We start from the raw sequence: 16,375 nt of genomic DNA, 5'->3' as shown, positions 1-16,375 counted from the left end.
GACAGGTGCTACGGGTGTCACAGGTGCCACCGGCGTGACAGGTGCTACGGGTGTCACAGGTGCCACCGGCGCAACAGGTGCTACGGGTGTCACTGGCGCCACTGGCGCAACAGGGGCCACGGGCATCACTGGTCCGACGGGTGCCACGGGGCCGCAGGGTTTGTTGGGACCGACTGGCCCGCAAGGCATTCCGGGTGTTGGCAGCGTAGGTCCTACTGGGGCAACCGGGCCGATCGGTGTTGGAGCGACAGGCCCAACAGGTGCAACCGGGCCTGCAGGAGGCGGCGCTTCAACCGTGATGCTCTTTGGGAGTGGGGGAGGTCCGGTGAGCGCTAGTGGAAGCCGGCATATCGGAATATCCAGCAGTGTGACCCCCTTGAACGTCGGGCTTGGTTTCGCTATGCCGGCGGCTGGAACCATTAACACCTTGCGCGTGGTCCTGAATGGTTCGCCGAACAACGGTGGGGGTACTCAGCAATATTCGTACACGGTATATGTGAATTCGACCTCTACAGCCTTGAGCTGCAATATTCAGGAGTCCAATGTGACTTGCAATGCGACGGGCACTGTGGCTTTCGCTGCGGGTGATGTACTCACATTGTTGAGTAACCCCAGTGGTGGCCCTAGCCAAGTATCTCCTGCCTGGTCCCTCAGGATTACGCCAAATTGAGGGATAACACCGCGGTGAGACTCCCTGAGCGTTTTTGATTCAAGCGAGGGCAATAGCCCTCGTTTTTCTGACCTGTTCTGTAAGCTGGTTTAGCGTGTGAAAATGTCTCGATCAACCTATTTTTGAAAGAGAGCCGCAGGCTACATTCCTCTGCCCTCAGGTTGACCAGCACCTATGCAAATTTGCCTGAACATGATCGTCAAGGACGAGGCTGGCGTCATTGAACGCTGCCTTGCTTCGGTCAAGCCTTTCATTCATCATTGGGTCATCGTGGATACGGGCTCCACTGATGGCACGCAGGACATCATCCGCCGTTTTATGGCGGGCATACCCGGTGAACTGCACGAGCGGCCTTGGCGTAATTTTGGCCATAACCGCACTGAGGCGATAGAGCTGGCCCGCGGCCAAGGCGACTATGTGCTCATCATGGATGCGGACAACAGCTTCCATGCGCCGCCTGATTGGAAATGGCCTGCCTTGACAGAGCCAGCTTACTATCTGCAAATAGACAGCAGCGGTACGCACTATCAGCAATGCCTGCTGGTTTCCAACACACTGCCTTGGCGCTGGGTGGGGGTGTTGCACGAATACCTGGCCACGGAGAAGCCCTATGCGGTTGCCACGCTGAATGGTCCCTGGGTCGTTCGGCGGCATGAGGGAGCACGCAGCCGCGATCCGCTGACTTTCCGCAAAGACGCGGCGCTGCTGGAGCAAGGCTTGCGAGATGAGCCCGGTAATGTGCGTTATGTGTTCTATCTGGCACAAAGTTGGCGTGATGCGGGCGAGCCGGAAAAGGCAAGGCAAGCCTATCTGGAGCGGGCGCGCATGGGCGGTTGGGCGGAAGAGGTGTGGTATTCGCTCTTTCAGGCGGCGGTGCTGGCAGAGCGGCTGGGGTTGGCTGACGCCGAAGTGCAGGTTGCATACATGGCGGCATACCAATACCGTCCGTCTCGCATCGAGCCGCTTGTGGCATTGGCACGCTGGCACAACCGCCGCCAGGAGTGGGCTATGGCCCAACTTTACGCGCGCGCCGCGATGGCCTTGCCAACACCTGCAGACCTGCTCTTCATGGATGAAAGTGCGTACCGCTGGGGTGCCATTGACGAAGCCGCCATCGCTGCCTTTTGGGCTGGCGACCATGAAGAGAGTTTCAGGCTGTGCATGCTGCTGCTGGATGGAGATTTGCTGCCAGAGTTGCACCGCCAGCGCCTGGAGGCGAACCGAGATTTTGCGGCGCCAACAGTAGCCGCGCGCACGACGCAATATCCTGCCGCGATAGTGGAGCGGTTAGTGGCACAGATGGGCTCTGCAGATGCCGCGCAAGCAGACGTGACCTTCACGGTGACCACGTGCAAGCGGCTAGATCTGTTTGAGCGCACCATGAATTCGTTCCTCAATTGCTGCCAGGACCTGAACCGCATTCAGAGATTCGTATGCGCGGACGACAACTCCAGCGAAGAAGATCGCCAGAGAATGCGCGAGATTTATCCATTCTTTGAGTTCATTTTCAAAGGGCCTGAAGACAAAGGGCACGCTCGCAGCATGAATCTGCTGCGAGCCGAGGTGCATACCACTTATTGGCTGCACATGGAGGATGACTGGGAGTTCCTGGTTTCCACCCCCTATGTGGAGCGAGCTGTGGAGGTCTTGCAGGCTGAGCCGGGTGTAGCTCAGGTGCTTTTCAACCGGAACTATGCAGAGACACTTCCAGCGCGTGCGCTGGTTGGCGGTTTTCCACGCAAACACTCGCTAAGCGGCCGGCGATACGTGCTCCACGAACATTGGCCTGCCCATATGCATGCCGAGTTTTTTGCACGCCACCCCGCCGGGGTACTGAGCAATATGTGGTGGCCGCATTTTTCGCTGCAACCATCGTTGATGGACGCCAAAAAAATTCAATCACTGGGTGAGTTCGATGTGAGACCAGGCCACTTTGAGCGGGAATTCGCTGGTCGCTTTATGTCCGCCGGGAATGCCACTGCTTTTCTTGATCTAGTGGCATGCCAGCACATCGGGCGCTTGATTTCCGAAAAGTTTTCAGGCACGCTTAATGCGTACGATCTCAATGGGGTGCAGCAGTTCTAAGCGTACGGTTTACGTGCTGGAACGAGCAATAGCTCATACGCCCTCAAAGAGAGGTCGCTCCTGGCCGGATCTAAATTTTTTTCTAGAAAATAGACCGACATGCCCGAAACATCCATTCACGGCAACCACCTTCGACCATTTGCCGTCGCGGCATCTCTGGTGCTGAGCGGTGTAGCGGCCCACGCGCAGGTTTCTCTCTCTGGTGCCAACGGCGTGGCCATCAAGACACCGAGTGGCGCAGTAGTCACTGGTTTTTCCAACGATGGCTCGGTCACCATTCCTGCCCTGGGCTCGGCTGGGGGATACGTCATCACGGATCCTGCGGGCAAGCTTTCGGTGGGCGCGGGCCCCACTGGGCCTGCAGGTGCGGCGGGGCCTATGGGGCCGACAGGCGTTGCAGGCCCAACCGGACTCACTGGGGCTACTGGCGCCACCGGACCCATAGGGCCCACGGGGCCCGTTGGGCCGGTCGGTGCAACGGGTGTCCCAGGCGTGGGCTCCCAGGGCCCCACCGGGCTCAGGGGGGCTACGGGAGCGACCGGAGCCACTGGCGCGACAGGAGATGTGGGGCCTACAGGGCCAGCTGCCCCTTCCAGTGGTGGGGCGGCAGTCTTCGGAAGTTCTGGCGCAGATCAGGACGTTACCACGCCGAATTACATCGGCATCTCGAGTATGGGGGCAAGTTTAAATCTTGAGCGTGGATTCGTGATGCCAGCGGCAGGAACCGTTCAAAACCTGAGAGTGCGGGCGACCTTTCTCTTCCTGCCGACTCGCGGTGTGACTTTCACGGTGTATGTAGGCTCGAACCCCACGCTGTTGAAGTGCGTTGTGACCACAGGCGCCACCTGCGACGCCACCGGATCCGTGAACTTCGCTGCAGGGGACACGCTCATACTGAAGTCGGAGTCTGTCACCAGCACTTTGGTGAAGCGTGTGACATGGTCGATGAAAGTGGCATACGAGTAGGAAGCCTCGGGGGGCGTGCTCTCTGATGGCTTCACCAGGCGGTTGGGCGGGTCGTCAGTTGCCAGGAACATGAACACGTTTTTAGGCGTTGGCTTTAAAAACGCTTAAATCGGTGCGGCAGTGGGAAGCTTATCAAGTGTTTGTCGCTTGCGCATGGTTCGCACAATGGCAGCCAGCATTACACCGTAGGCCGGTACGAACAGCAGCAGGCTGACAGCCAGTTTGATGACATAGTCCACCAAGGCGATTTCTACCCAGTTCGCTGCCATAAAGGCATCGGGGCTGCGCCAAAACGCAATCGAGAAGAATGCAGCTGTGTCCAATGCCTGGCCGACGACCGATGCAGCGGCGGGCGCTAGCCACCATGCTCGGCTTTTTTGGCGAATACGGTCAAAAACCTGAATGTCGAGCAGTTGCCCCAGCACATAGGCCGTGAAGCTTGCGAAGGCAATCCGGAACACGAAGGTGTTGAATTCGCCAAGCGTGGCCCAGCCATTGAATTGGCCTTCACGGAAAACCACGCCCACCACATAAGAGGCCACCAGCGCGGGCAGCATGGCCCATGAAATGACGCGGCGAGCGGCAGATTGGCCGATGAGCCTGACCGTAAGGTCGGTGGCCAGGAATATAAATGGGAAGCTGAAAGCACCCCAGGTGCTGTGAAAGCCCAGCAGGTTGATGGGCAGTTGCACCAGATAGTTGCTGGCGATCACGATGGCAATATGAAACGCCACCAGCAGAGCAAGGGAAAGGGGCACGCGCGAGGGCTGTGCCTGAACGGATGTCATGGCAATCCTTTTTGGTGAATGGGGGTGAGGGAACCCATGTGGAAGAAGGTGGCTATTTTAAGGGTGCTTTGACATCCCCCTCCCAGAGAGGGCGGACTCGCCGTTGCCGGGGCGATTTCCTTTGTCTGTGCTGAACACAATCGAGCCAGTTGGGGGTGGCCCTTGTTGAGTCAGACGGTCTTGTTGTGGGGATTTCAATCCCCCGATGGTTAGGTATGCGTTCCAGGGAATGCGTTCTAAGAAATGCGTTGACGCAGCCGAAGACCTGATTTCTTGAGTATGGCGCTGGAAAACAGCACATCTCGCGCGTGGCACGCATCGCCCAGCGTGTTGGCGATTTGCTCGGCCTGGGTCAGTACTTCGGCTTTGCTGTGGCCATGAAGCATGGCGAACAGGTTGTAGTTCCACACGCCAGCCTTGCGCGGACGCCGGTAGCAGTGGCTGACACCGGGAAGGCTGCCGATGAGCTCACCCAGCCTGTCTATGTGCTCGTCTTCCACATCCCAGACGCTCATGCCGTTGGCCACATAACCCAGGCGGTAGTGGTTGGGAATGGCCGCGATACGGCGTACCACGCCGGTTTGCAGCAGAGTGCCCAGACGTTCACGCACTTGCTCACTCGTGCAATCAAGCACGGCGGCCACACTTTCGTAGGGGCGTGGCGCCAAGGGCAAGCCCGCCTGGGTAGCGGCGATCAGCTCTCTGTCGAAGCTGGTCAGCATCGTGGGTGGACGTGGCTTGGTGGTTAAAGACGATTGCTCGCGAACTGGGGGTGTTGCGTGGACCGCGGGCGAAAGCAGTGGCAGGTACAAACCCACGAAATACTCCCGCTCTTTAGGAAAGGCGTGTACAGGCAGACCTGTAGCGCCTTCGATCTGATCGCAGGCTGCCCAGGCCGCTTCCGGGGTCTCTGCGGCTACGACGAACCACATATTGAGCGCGTGCTCACGCCGGTAGTTGTGGGCAACCTCTGCCAGCGCATTAACCAGCACGGTGACTTCCGCGTAACGCTCCTCAGGCACCTGAAGTGCCGCCAGGATGAACTGGCCCCCCGCACGTTCGATATGAAACAGTGGCCCGAAGCGCGTAAGAATGCCTTGGCCCAACAGGCGTTGTAACCGGTGCAGCACTAGCTTCTCGTCCAGGCCGAACTCGGCACCGATATCGGCAAAGGGAGTTTCGGAGAGCGGTAGCGATTGCTGCAGCCTGTCGATCAGGCGCGCATCCATCAGGTCAATCCCTGGGGGTAGATCAGTGGACGGCATGGCTGGATTCCTGCACAGGAAGAGCGCGGAAATAGCGTGCGCCTTGTTGTTTGAAGCGGCGTCGGCTGAAAAGTGCCTGATGCGGGTATGCCGAAAGGCCAGCGTGATCAATGGCTTGGTTCAGCAACGCCAGAGTTTCTTCCCGGCTGCGGCCATGCACCATGCAATACAGGTTGTATTGCCAGCCTTCGGCTCGTTCGCGGCGGTAGCACAAGGTGACGCCTGGTTGGGTAGCCAGACGTTCGCCGAAGGCGTCAACGACTTCATCGGCGATATTGAACACGGTCATGGCGTTGGCCGCGTAGCCTACTTCATGGTGCCGAACGACCAAGCCGAACCGGCGCAGAGTACCCGCCTGCAACCATTGTTTGAGTTGGGACAAGATGCTCTCGCACGTGGTGCCGAGTTGTGCGGCCCACTCGTCGAAAGGCGCGGGCACCATCGGCAGACCTGCCTCGACCAGCGCCGCCAGGGGCAAATGCTCAGGCTCTACAGGAGGCGCACGCTCTCGCATGGCTGCCCCCACGCTGGCAGGCCGGTGCAAGGGAAAGCCCAGGTCTATGCGGTAGGGGCGCACCATGCGCATGCGCAGCACGGGCAGGCCAGATTCGTTTTCTATGGCGGAGAGTGATCGCTCCAGGCAGTCCGCATGGTTGCCGGTAATGACGAACCAGAGGTTGAGTGCATGCTCGCGCTCATAGTTATGGTTGACCCCGGGGTGCGCCGTGACCAGCGCCGCGACGTGTTCTATCCGTTCAGGCGGCACCTGCATGGCGCACAGAAGTGCTGCGCCGCCCACACCCGGCGCCCATACACCTCCCAGGCGGCTGATGACCCCGCGTTTCAACAAGCCGGCGCAGGTGCTGATGATCTCGGTCTCTGAGGTGGCCAAGTTTTCCGCGATGCGCGCGAAGGGGCGAGCCGTAAGAGGAAAACCATGTTGCCAGCCATTCAAGAGGGCGGGGGTGAGCTCGTGTTCGGTGAACTCTGCGTTGCAGGGAGAAGGCGCAGTGCTCGTTGGATGAAGGAGGTGCCCCCCATCTCTGCTTTTACCCAGCGGTGGCAGGGGAAGGTCTTCAGTTTGAATGAGCATGGCTTAAAAGCCCATGCGCGCGGCGCGTGAGGAGAAGAAAATGCCGCTGGGTGATTTGGCAGGCAGCTCTGCCAAGGTTTTGAAGCTGGCGGTGTCTATCACTGAGACGCGGTGATCGTCGCGCGAGCTAATCCATACGGCGTGCCCCCTTGGAGTGAACTCCATGTGCAGTACCGCCTTGCCAGGTTTCAGGTTCTTGACGATTTGCCGGGTTTGCGTATCGATGACTTGCACCGTGTCGTAATCAGGCACTGCGAAGTTCACCCACACTTGCCGGCCGTCTGGCCGTGCCATGACGAAAACAGGCTGCCCAGCCACGGGAACACGGCCTACCTCTTGCCATGTTTGGGTGTCCACGATCAGCACTTCGTGGCGCCCAATGGCTGGTAACCAGGCATGGCGACCAGCCACGGCCCACCCACGCAGGTGGGGCATCTTGAACACGGGCAGAGGCTGTTCGCCCTTGCCGTAATTGGGAAGGATGCGCTCCACCTTGGGTGGTGTGGCCCATAGATCAATTTTTGCCAGACCGTCTTCGCCGAACAGGCCCGCGAGGTAGTAGCGGCCATCCGGTGTGACCAGCGCGTCATAGGGCTGCTTGCCGATGTTCGTGAACTTCGTGAGTAAGGGCTGGGTTGGCTCTGAAAGATCAGCGATCCAGATCTGGCCCGCATCAAAAAGTGAGTAGATAAACCGGTTGCCAGGCAGATCAGCCAAGCCCACTACCCGCGAGGCTTTGCCATCCACCACGGCTGGAATGTCTGCCAATGGTTTGAGCGTGCGAGCATCGAATACCTTGATGCCACCTGGCTGGTAGTTCTGCGCCACCACCAGAGAGCCATCTTGTGAGATCGCGCCGCCAATGCTGTTGCCTGCTTGCTGTATGCGCGCTTCTATCTGGCCGCTCAGCAGGTTGACCTTGGTGAGCGCGCCATCACGGCCGAACACATAGGCTCTAGCGCCGTCACGTGCATACACCACGGAGGCGTGGGAGAGATCACCCAAGCCGGCAATGCGGCCAAGCACTTGGCGAGCACTGGTGTCAATGACCGCCAGCGATCCGCTTTCCCTCTCAATGACCAGGCCCAGATCACCGCTGCCGCGCCCGGGCTCCACCAGCGATGGTGCAGGGCTCGCGCAGCCAAGCAGCGCGGCACACAGGCCCGCCAAGGCAAGTGCGAAGACGGCACGTGGGTGCACCAGATGGGGAAGTTTCCTCATGGAGTTCTCGTTTCGTTGGGAAAGCCGGCTTGCAATTGCCGTGCAATCCAGTTCGCATCAGCCTCGCTGAGCATGCTTTTCCAGCCAGGCATGGCGGTGCCAGGTCTGCCGTGGTAGATGATGGAAGCGAGGCTTTCCAGTGGAATCCCGGCCATGGGCTCACGCGTAAGTGCAGGGCCCAGGCCACCGGTCAGCTTGATGCCGTGACAGGAGCCGCAGTCTTGTCTCACCATGCGCGTGAGCTGCGCCTGGCGGAGGGCAGGGGGCTCCGCTTCAGAGGTTTGGGCCAGGGCTGGTGCGCACACGGCGCACAAAGCCCAGGCAAGCAATGCTCTCGTCTTCCAGGGAGCAGATGTAGCCACTCTCCTGCTCCTGCACATCAATACACGTCGTGCTGAGTGTTGTAGATGTTGAACTTGCCGGTTGGGGTTACCAGCTTGGCATCTTTGATGACGGTTTTGCAAGTGCGAGTCTTGTCATCAACCACCACGATGGCTGATTCCTTGTCTTTCGCGCTCCACACCGAGAACCACACTTCATCGCCCTTGCGGTTGTATTCAGGCTGAACCACACGCTTGGCGCCATCGTCCTTGATACCTGCGCAACCCGCGATGTCAATGACTTGCGGCGCCTTGCTCAGATCCTTGATGTCGTATACCGCCACGCTTTGGCTGATCTTTGGATCAGGGTTGAGTGTGGTGTCCACCCAGAGGTTGGTTGAGTTTGGGTGTGTCTTGATGAACAGCGATCCACCGCCCTGGCCTTTGAGGGTCTGCACCACTTTCCAGGCCTGGGCCTTGTGGCCGGCAGGGTCTGTACCGATGATTGCGATGCTTTCGTCTCCAAGGCCGGAAGTTGCCCACACCGGGCCAAACTTGGGGTGTTTGAAGTTGGCGCCTCGCCCTGGGTGGGGGATCTTGCCTACGTCCACCAGTGCCGCCAGTTTGCTGGTCTTGGTGTCGACCACAGCGATTTTGTCGGACGCATTGGCGGCCGTCATGAAGTAGCGCCGCGTGGAGTCAAAGCCTCCATCGTGAAGGAACTTGGCTGCATCGATCTGAGTGGTTTTCAGGTTCTTCAGATCGGTGTAGTCCACCATCCAGATCTTGCCAGTTTCCTTGGCATTAACCAGGAATTCAGGTTTCTGGTGGCTAGACACAATGGCTGCCACGCGCGGCTCAGGATGGTATTCGTTGTCTACCGACATGCCTCGGGTGGAGACCACCTTATGTGGTTTGAGCGTATCGCCATCCATCAGCACGAACTGCGGGGGCCAGTAGGTTCCAGCGATGGCGATTTTGTCTTCCCAGCCCTTGAACTTGCTGGTTTCCACGCTGCGCGCTTCAAGACCAACCTTGATCTCGGCCACGTTGTCAGGCTTCTCCATCCAGAGGTCGATCAGGTTAAGGCGAGCATCGCGCCCAATCACATACAGGTAGCGGCCTGAAGCAGAAGTGCGCGAAATGTGCACCGCATAGCCGGTCTTGACGATGTTGATGATCTGCTTGGTGTCACCATCAATCAAGGCGATCTCGCCGGCATCACGCAAAGTGACCGAGAAGATGTTGTTGATGTTGTAGTTGTTCAGTTTCTTCGTGGGGCGTTTGGAAACCGCCACGTATTCTTTGCGCGATTTTTCCATGTCCTCCAGAGAAAACTCAGGTGGTGTGGGTGGGTCGTGCTGAATGTAGCGAGCCATCAGGTCGACGGTTTTCTCGTCGAAATCGCCCGAGGTCAGCCAGTTCGGCATGCCCGCTGGCGAGCCGTAGCCGATGAACACCTTCAGATACTCCGTGCCTTTGGGAACAGTGAGATCGGGGGTGAGCGCTTTGCCGGTGGCGCCTTTGCGCAGCACGCCGTGGCAACCTGCGCAACGCTCGAAGTAAATCTGGCGCGCCCGGTCGAATTCGGCCTGCGTCAGGGGTGGAGCCTTGGGGTTGCTCGTTTGGTGCATCGGCTCAGTGGCCAATGGCGAAGGGGCACCCTGGTATTTTTGCTCTGCCGAAGTGACATCGCCCTTGTGTCCGGTCGCTGCCGCCTTGTCTTGCGCCATGGCTTGCGTACCGAGAAGCAGAGTGGTGGCAAGTATGGCCACCAGGGGTGAGAGCTTGGACTTCCTCTTGATGTTTTTCATCGTGTTTTCCGCATCAACGGAAGCGGCCTTTGACTGTGATCCCCGGTGATGGCCGCTTGAACATCTTCCCGAGTGAGGTGATCTTCAATCGGGCGCGCCGGGGCGTCATTGACTTACTTCAAGCAAAGGCCAGAACGGGGGAAGAGCGAGTCAGAGCAGTCGCGGGCACCAAGGCGAGACCTCGTGGTGCCGGGGCTCAGGCAGCGTGCTGAACATGCCCATTGTTCATGCACTGCGTGGCCCAATGGGGGCGTTATTGCCGAGAGCAGGGCAACATGACGGCGTGCGAAGCCCTTGAGATCCGCCCGCGTGGCGGGGCCGGCCAACCGGGGGCCGGCCGTCCGGGGATAACGATAACTACAGAGGGGATGAGAAAAAAAATAGTGGGAATGTCGCCACTATTTCAGAGCGATCACCACCGTTCGACGTCACTGTCGATCAGATACTTCTGGCCATCGTGCCATACATAGGTCAGAAAAAGCGCTTCCTTGACGAATCCAGTATCCACCTCATACCGGCACATCAAGCGAAAGGGCCCACGCTCACTTCGGGTGATGCCGCGGTCGCTGGTAAACAGACCTTCACCGTCGTCTACCTCACCGGTCACTCGGAGTTTCTGGTTGCTCAGTCTTTGCCGAAACGCTGCTTCAACCACCTTCAAAGGTGCGCAAGCTGGCTTGGCGTCGTCATCGCGTGCGATCCATTGCGAACCCTGACGCACGAGAGTCCACTCTAGCGGTCGTTCGCTGCCGGCATGTATTACCGGGCACACCCACACGCCAGGTTTCTCTTTGAAGCCAGGCAGGCAACCCAAGACACGTTCTACCTTGACCGTGCGATTGGGGGCACGCTTGGCCATCAAGGCAGCGATGGCCACTTGCGCCTCCGCCACACTGGGCCATACGCTCGATGCTTCTGCCTGAGTGGGTGCTTGTAATTGAGCATGCACCAGCGGTGTGCTCATCATCACAGCACACATGGCGGTCTGGATTGATCTGGCAACCCATGATGTCTTGCTGGCCCGCTGTTGGGGGGCTTTGGCCATCTTGTCGTCAACTGCTTTTCCTAAATACAAACTCTTCTCCTTGGATCATCGGAATCGTTAGGAGGCGAAACGGGAAGTTGCGCTCCGTGGGTTTCGCAGCGTCGGTGTGGTGTGTGCGTTGCCGACAACTCCATGCCTTCGCTTCGGCCCGTCACCTCTCTATTGCGATGGTGCCGCGTTTGCCCCCTGCCTCGGTATCAAAGGGTCGCCACCGCCATGCGTTCTGCGGAGATGTGAGGCAAAGTGCACACTAAGTGGTTTTTATTGCCGGGCCGTCCCAAAATGAAAATGCGGCCCCCTTGGGGGGCAGCGGACCTCGCGAAGCGGGGTAGCGTGGGGGCTAGTTTGCTTAGAGTGAAATTCAGGCGCTTCGCTTAGCGCGAGATGGCTTGGCCGGGAGCATGGCGCGCGGCGTGCTCGTACCTACCTCTACCGGAAGCCGTATCTCAGCCTTGACTTCCTTCAAAACGATCGAAGAACGCACGTGGGTCACCCCAGGCAGCTTGAAAAGCTCGGCATGCAAAAACCGCTCATATTCGGCGATTCCCGGCACCAGCACGGTGAGGATGTAATCGGCCTGGCCGGTGGTGGAAAGGCAGCGCACGATCTGCGGTGTGGCCTCCACGGCGCGCTCGAACTGGCGCACCAACTCCTCCGTGTGCTGGCTGAGGTTGGCTTCCACCACCACAAGCAGATCGAGCCCTACCTTGGAGCGATTGACCAACGCCGTATACCCGCTGATCACGCCGGTAGCTTCCATCTCCTTGATACGTTTCCAGCACGGTGTGGGCGACAAACCCACGCGTTCAGCAATCTGCTGAACGGTTTGGCGCGAATCACGCTGCAACTCCTGAAGAATCAGCAGACTGTGTGGATCAAGGGATATTTTCTCGCTCATGGCTATTTTTGAGAATGAATTGGTTCGAATATAGCTAAATATGAAAACAATAAAAATCATTTTTGCGCCAAAGTGCATATGCTTGATCACATAAAACCCACGTCCCAGGAGACATGAGATGACCGACACCTCCAGCGCCATCCGCAACCCCAACTACCGATTGGCAGACAGCCTTTGGGCTCGTGAGGGCCATGTCTTCATGACGGGTACGCAAGCACTCGTGCGCCTCATGCTGATGCAGCGCCAGCGCGACGAAGCTGCAGGGCTGGACACCAAAGGATTCGTCTCCGGCTACCGGGGCTCCCCGCTGGGCATGCTCGATCAGCAAATCTGGAAGGCTGGTCAACGCTTTACGGATGCGGGCGTGAGGTTCGTGCCTGCGATCAACGAGGAGTTGGGCGCCACGCAAGTGTTGGGTACGCAACGGGTGGAAAGTGATCCCGAGCGAACCTGCGAAGGTGTATTTGCCATGTGGTACGGCAAGGGCCCAGGTGTAGACCGCGGTGGAGATGCCATCAAGCATGGCAATGCGTATGGATCTTCCCCTCATGGTGGCGTGTTGGTCGTCGCAGGTGATGACCACGGCTGCGTCTCCTCTTCCATGCCCCACCAGAGCGATCAACTCCTGCAGGCATTCCATATGCCTGTCGTCTCGCCGGCCAATGTCTCGGAATACCTGGAGTTTGGGCTTTACGGGTGGGAGCTCTCTCGGTTTAGCGGTAACTGGGTAGGTATGACCGCGCTTTCCGAGGTGGTGGAAAGCGGCGCCACGGTCGATTTGGACATCGTGAATGCGCGCACCGCTTCCTGGCGCAGCGCCGATGAAGTGCGCGCTGCCACCGGCCATGTGCCTCCAGCAGGCGGTTTGCACTACCGTTGGCCTGATTTGCCTTCACTGGAGATAGAGCAACGATTGGCCGAAAAACTGAAGGCAGTAGCAGCCTTTTCAAAGGTGAACTCCATTGATCGCCATGTGATCGAATCGTCCCACGCCACCGTCGGGATTGTCACAAGCGGCAAGGCGCACTACGACTTCATGGAAGTGTTGCGTCGCTTGGAAATCACGCGGGAGATGCTGGCCGTCGCAGGCGTGCGTCTTTATAAGGTGGGCCTCACCTTCCCGGTAGAAACCACGCGCATGCAAGCCTTCGCCCAGGGCCTCAAGGAGATCCTGATCGTTGAAGAAAAGGGCGCGGTACTTGAAACCCAGCTGCGCGATCTTTTCTACAACGCACCGGTGCGTCCGGCCATCCTGGGCAAACAAGATACGCAAGGGCATCCGTTGATATCAGCGCTGGGCGAGCTGCGTCCCTCACGCCTGATCGAGCTCACTGCGGACTGGCTGATTCGCCACTTCTCGCAATTTTCCGATCGGCGCTCGCTGGTGCGTGATTTCACGTTGCCTGAACTGCTCTCCAATGATTCGGACAGCGTCAAGCGCCTGCCTTACTTTTGTGCAGGTTGCCCGCACAACACTTCTACTGTGGTGCCCAAGGGCTCCACGGCACGCGCAGGCATTGGTTGTCACTTCATGGCCAACTGGATGGACCGCGATACCGCAGGGCTGATCCAGATGGGCGGTGAGGGTGTGGATTGGGTTTCGCACGCCATGTTCACCAAGATGCCCCACGTGTTCCAGAACCTGGGGGATGGCACTTACTACCACTCAGGCTACCTGGCCATCCGCCAGGCAGTGGCGGCCAAGGCACGCATCACCTACAAAATTCTCTTCAACGACGCAGTGGCCATGACCGGCGGCCAGCCGGTGGACGGCATCATCAGCGTCGATGCCATTGCGCGGCAAGTCGAGAGCGAAGGTGTCAAGCAGGTGGTGGTTCTTTCTGACGACATCGGCAAGTACGACGCCATCAAGAACAAGTTTCCTGCGGGCACTGAGTTCCATGACCGTGCCGAGTTGGATGCAGTTCAGCGCCGCCTGCGCGAAGTCCATGGTGTCACGGTGTTGATCTATGAGCAGACCTGCGCCGCCGAGAAGCGCCGCCGGCGCAAAAAAGGCGAGATGGTTGACCCTGACAAGCGCCTTTTCATCAATGAAGCTGTCTGTGAGGGTTGTGGCGATTGCAGCGTGCAAAGCAATTGCGTGGCCGTGTTGCCGCACGAAACCAGTCTTGGCCGTAAGCGCAAGATTGATCAAACCGCCTGCAACAAGGACTACTCATGCGCCAAGGGTTTCTGCCCAAGCTTTGTGGGTGTCACTGGCGGCAAGATGCGCAAGAAGGTGGGCGCATTGACGGCTGCCACCGGCGGGCAGGGCGGGGCGGATGCGCTCTCTCGCATCGTCGATAAGCTTCCGTTGCCCGAAGCGCATCGCTGGACAGGGCCCTATGACCTGCTGGTCACAGGAGTCGGTGGTACCGGTGTGGTCACGGTGGGCGCCGTCATCGCCATGGCTGCACACCTGGAGGGCAAAAGCGCCTCGGTGCTGGATTTCATGGGCTTTGCTCAAAAGGGTGGGGCGGTGCTGAGCTTCGTGCGCCTGGCAGATGTGCCAGAGCGCCTGAACCAGGTTCGTATCGATACCCAGCAGGCTGATGCCATCCTGGCTTGCGACACCGTGGTGGCCGCGCAGCCTGAAGCACTGGGCACAGTTCGCCATGGCCGCACCAGAATCCTCGCCAACGTGCACGAAACGCCAGTGGCCGAAGCTTTGAAAAACCCGGACGCCAGCCTTAAAACTGCAGGGCTTTTGGCCAAGCTGCGCTATGCCGCTGGAGCCGATCGCGTTGAAACCTTTGACGCGCAGGCCCTGGCTGAAGAATTCATTGGCGATACCGTTACAGCCAACATCCTGGCGCTGGGCTTCGCGTGGCAACGCGGCCTGGTGCCGGTGAGCCTGGTTGCTCTGCAGCGTGCTATTGAGCTAAATGGCGTGGCCGTGCCGGCCAACCAGTTGGCATTTTCGCTGGGCCGGCTGGCTGCGGCAGATCCAGCGGCCTGCAAGGCCCTGCTGGGTGAGAGTGCGAAAGCTGTGGGCGGCGGTTCAAACGCTGCTGAATCACTGGATGGTTTGATGGCGCACGGCGTGGGCCACCTCACTGCTTACCAAAACGCCGCGTATGCCGAGCGCTATGCCTCTTTGGTGCGCGAGGTACGCGCCAGAGAACAGGCTTTGACACCGGGTAGCGAACGCTTTACCCGCTCTGTGGCCAAGAGTTTGTTGAAGCTCATGGCCTATAAAGATGAGTATGAAGTGGCACGCCTGTACTCCGACCCAGCGTTTCGGAAGTCTTTGGAGCAGCAGTTTGAGGGTGATCTCAAGCTCAGCTTCTACATGGCGCCCCCAGTGCTCTCCCGTTCGAAGAATTCTGAGGCCCCGCGCAAGATCGAACTCGGTAGCTGGATGCTGCCAGCCCTGAAGCTACTGGCCAAAGGTAAGTCGCTGCGTGGTGGCGCGTTGGATATCTTCGGTAGAACCGAAGAACGCCGTATGGAGCGCGAGTTGATCGGCCGCTATGAAGAGCGCGTGCGCGAGATGCTGCCGCAATTGAATGCTGAGAACCTGCAGCTGGCGTCTGATGTGGCTGCCGTGCCACTCACCATGCGCGGATTTGGCCATGTTAAACAGGCCAATGTGGTGTTGGCGCGGGTGCGTGAAGCGGAACTGTTGCACCGCTTCAATCCCGAACGATATTCAGTGCCTGTGCGTCAGGCCAAGGCTGGCCAGTTGCGCGGGATTGCGGTGGTTGCGGAGTAACTTAGGATAGCCCTAGAACCCCCACGGCTTAGTCGCATGCGGGGTTTTTTGTTCTCTACGCAAGAACCCTGATAACGCGCTGATTTCTCATGTCGATATGAATAAATGAGCCTGCTCGTTGCAGCTGAACGCCTCTGATCTTGCGGAGGAGCACACATCATGGACACGCCGTGTGCTGGTCAAGTAATTTCGGACACCTAGATAGGGGCACGTTCTGCCATGTGTCGTTCATAGACATTGGGAGGCAGATAACCCAGGCTCGAGTGCAGGCGGCGGCTGTTGTAGAAGCCGACGATGTAGTCGCAGATGTCGGCAGCGGCTTCAGCGTGGTTGGCGTAGTCGCGCTGCCACACACGTTCCATCTTGAGGTTCAGGAAGAAGCGCTCCATCACGGCGTTGTCCCAGCAGTTGCCCTTGCCGCTCATGCTCGCGCGCAGGCCATGGCGTGCCAGCAACTGCTGATGCTCGCGGCTGGCGTACTGGCTGCCCCTGTCG

General features: G+C 58.9%; 12 protein-coding genes and 1 pseudogene. 4 read left to right on the top strand and 9 right to left on the bottom strand.

Annotation, left to right across the window (positions count from 1 at the left end; all coding sequences use genetic code 11):
* The 3 genes and pseudogenes from G518_RS41420 to G518_RS41415 all read left to right on the top strand — a co-directional run.
* A pseudogene (locus G518_RS41420) lies at window positions 1-670 on the top strand (collagen-like exosporium glycoprotein BclA1); the annotation flags it as partial.
* Between the two features lie 174 nt (window positions 671-844).
* Window positions 845-2,755 carry a tetratricopeptide repeat-containing glycosyltransferase gene (locus G518_RS39725; protein WP_211231789.1) on the top strand — a complete coding sequence of 637 codons (1,911 nt, stop codon included), beginning with the start codon at window positions 845-847 and terminating at the stop codon, window positions 2,753-2,755.
* 99 nt (window positions 2,756-2,854) lie between these two features.
* Window positions 2,855-3,721 carry a collagen-like domain-containing protein gene (locus G518_RS41415; protein WP_028606073.1) on the top strand — a complete coding sequence of 289 codons (867 nt, stop codon included), beginning with the start codon at window positions 2,855-2,857 and terminating at the stop codon, window positions 3,719-3,721.
* 104 nt (window positions 3,722-3,825) lie between these two features.
* Here the strand turns inward: G518_RS41415 and G518_RS0132790 are convergent, their stop codons facing one another.
* The 8 genes from G518_RS0132790 to G518_RS38085 form a co-directional block, all read right to left on the bottom strand.
* Complete coding sequence (locus tag G518_RS0132790; RefSeq protein WP_028606072.1) at window positions 3,826-4,509, bottom strand: 7-cyano-7-deazaguanine/7-aminomethyl-7-deazaguanine transporter; 684 nt, start codon at window positions 4,507-4,509, stop codon at window positions 3,826-3,828.
* Between the two features lie 236 nt (window positions 4,510-4,745).
* Window positions 4,746-5,774: a siroheme decarboxylase subunit beta gene (ahbB, locus tag G518_RS41480; RefSeq protein WP_028606071.1), complete on the bottom strand. Its 1,029-nt coding sequence runs from the start codon at window positions 5,772-5,774 to the stop codon at window positions 4,746-4,748.
* Window positions 5,761-6,867, bottom strand: coding sequence for a siroheme decarboxylase subunit beta (ahbB, locus tag G518_RS0132780; RefSeq protein WP_169458039.1), 1,107 nt, complete (start codon window positions 6,865-6,867; stop codon window positions 5,761-5,763). Before ahbB (G518_RS0132780) ends, ahbB (G518_RS41480) begins: the two co-directional genes overlap by 14 nt.
* 3 nt (window positions 6,868-6,870) lie before the next feature.
* Window positions 6,871-8,088, bottom strand: a complete 1,218-nt coding sequence (locus G518_RS0132775; protein WP_051237667.1) for a cytochrome D1 domain-containing protein — start codon at window positions 8,086-8,088, stop codon at window positions 6,871-6,873.
* On the bottom strand, window positions 8,085-8,450 hold the full coding sequence (locus tag G518_RS0132770) for a c-type cytochrome (RefSeq protein WP_425414328.1): 366 nt from the start codon (window positions 8,448-8,450) through the stop codon (window positions 8,085-8,087). The genes G518_RS0132775 and G518_RS0132770 overlap by 4 nt, the downstream gene beginning before the upstream one ends.
* 17 nt (window positions 8,451-8,467) lie before the next feature.
* Entirely contained in the window at window positions 8,468-10,222 is a 1,755-nt protein-coding gene (locus tag G518_RS0132765; RefSeq protein WP_245598237.1) for a cytochrome D1 domain-containing protein, read from the bottom strand.
* A gap of 412 nt (window positions 10,223-10,634) precedes the next feature.
* Window positions 10,635-11,297 carry a hypothetical protein gene (locus tag G518_RS0132760; protein ID WP_211231788.1) on the bottom strand — a complete coding sequence of 221 codons (663 nt, stop codon included), beginning with the start codon at window positions 11,295-11,297 and terminating at the stop codon, window positions 10,635-10,637.
* A gap of 331 nt (window positions 11,298-11,628) precedes the next feature.
* On the bottom strand, window positions 11,629-12,165 hold the full coding sequence (locus G518_RS38085) for an Lrp/AsnC family transcriptional regulator (RefSeq protein WP_084652516.1): 537 nt from the start codon (window positions 12,163-12,165) through the stop codon (window positions 11,629-11,631).
* 118 nt (window positions 12,166-12,283) lie between these two features.
* Here G518_RS38085 and G518_RS0132750 point away from each other — a divergent pair, with 118 nt between their 5' ends.
* Window positions 12,284-15,880, top strand: coding sequence for an indolepyruvate ferredoxin oxidoreductase family protein (locus tag G518_RS0132750; protein ID WP_028606065.1), 3,597 nt, complete (start codon window positions 12,284-12,286; stop codon window positions 15,878-15,880).
* A 197-nt stretch (window positions 15,881-16,077) separates the two neighbouring features.
* Here the strand turns inward: G518_RS0132750 and G518_RS0132745 are convergent.
* A partial coding sequence (locus G518_RS0132745; protein ID WP_028604680.1) for an integrase core domain-containing protein occupies window positions 16,078-16,375 on the bottom strand: 298 nt, incomplete at its 5' end.

Source organism: Ottowia thiooxydans DSM 14619, from assembly GCF_000422885.1.
Classification (GTDB): domain Bacteria; phylum Pseudomonadota; class Gammaproteobacteria; order Burkholderiales; family Burkholderiaceae_C; genus Ottowia; species Ottowia thiooxydans.
This window is presented reverse-complemented; position numbering and strand designations above follow the sequence as displayed.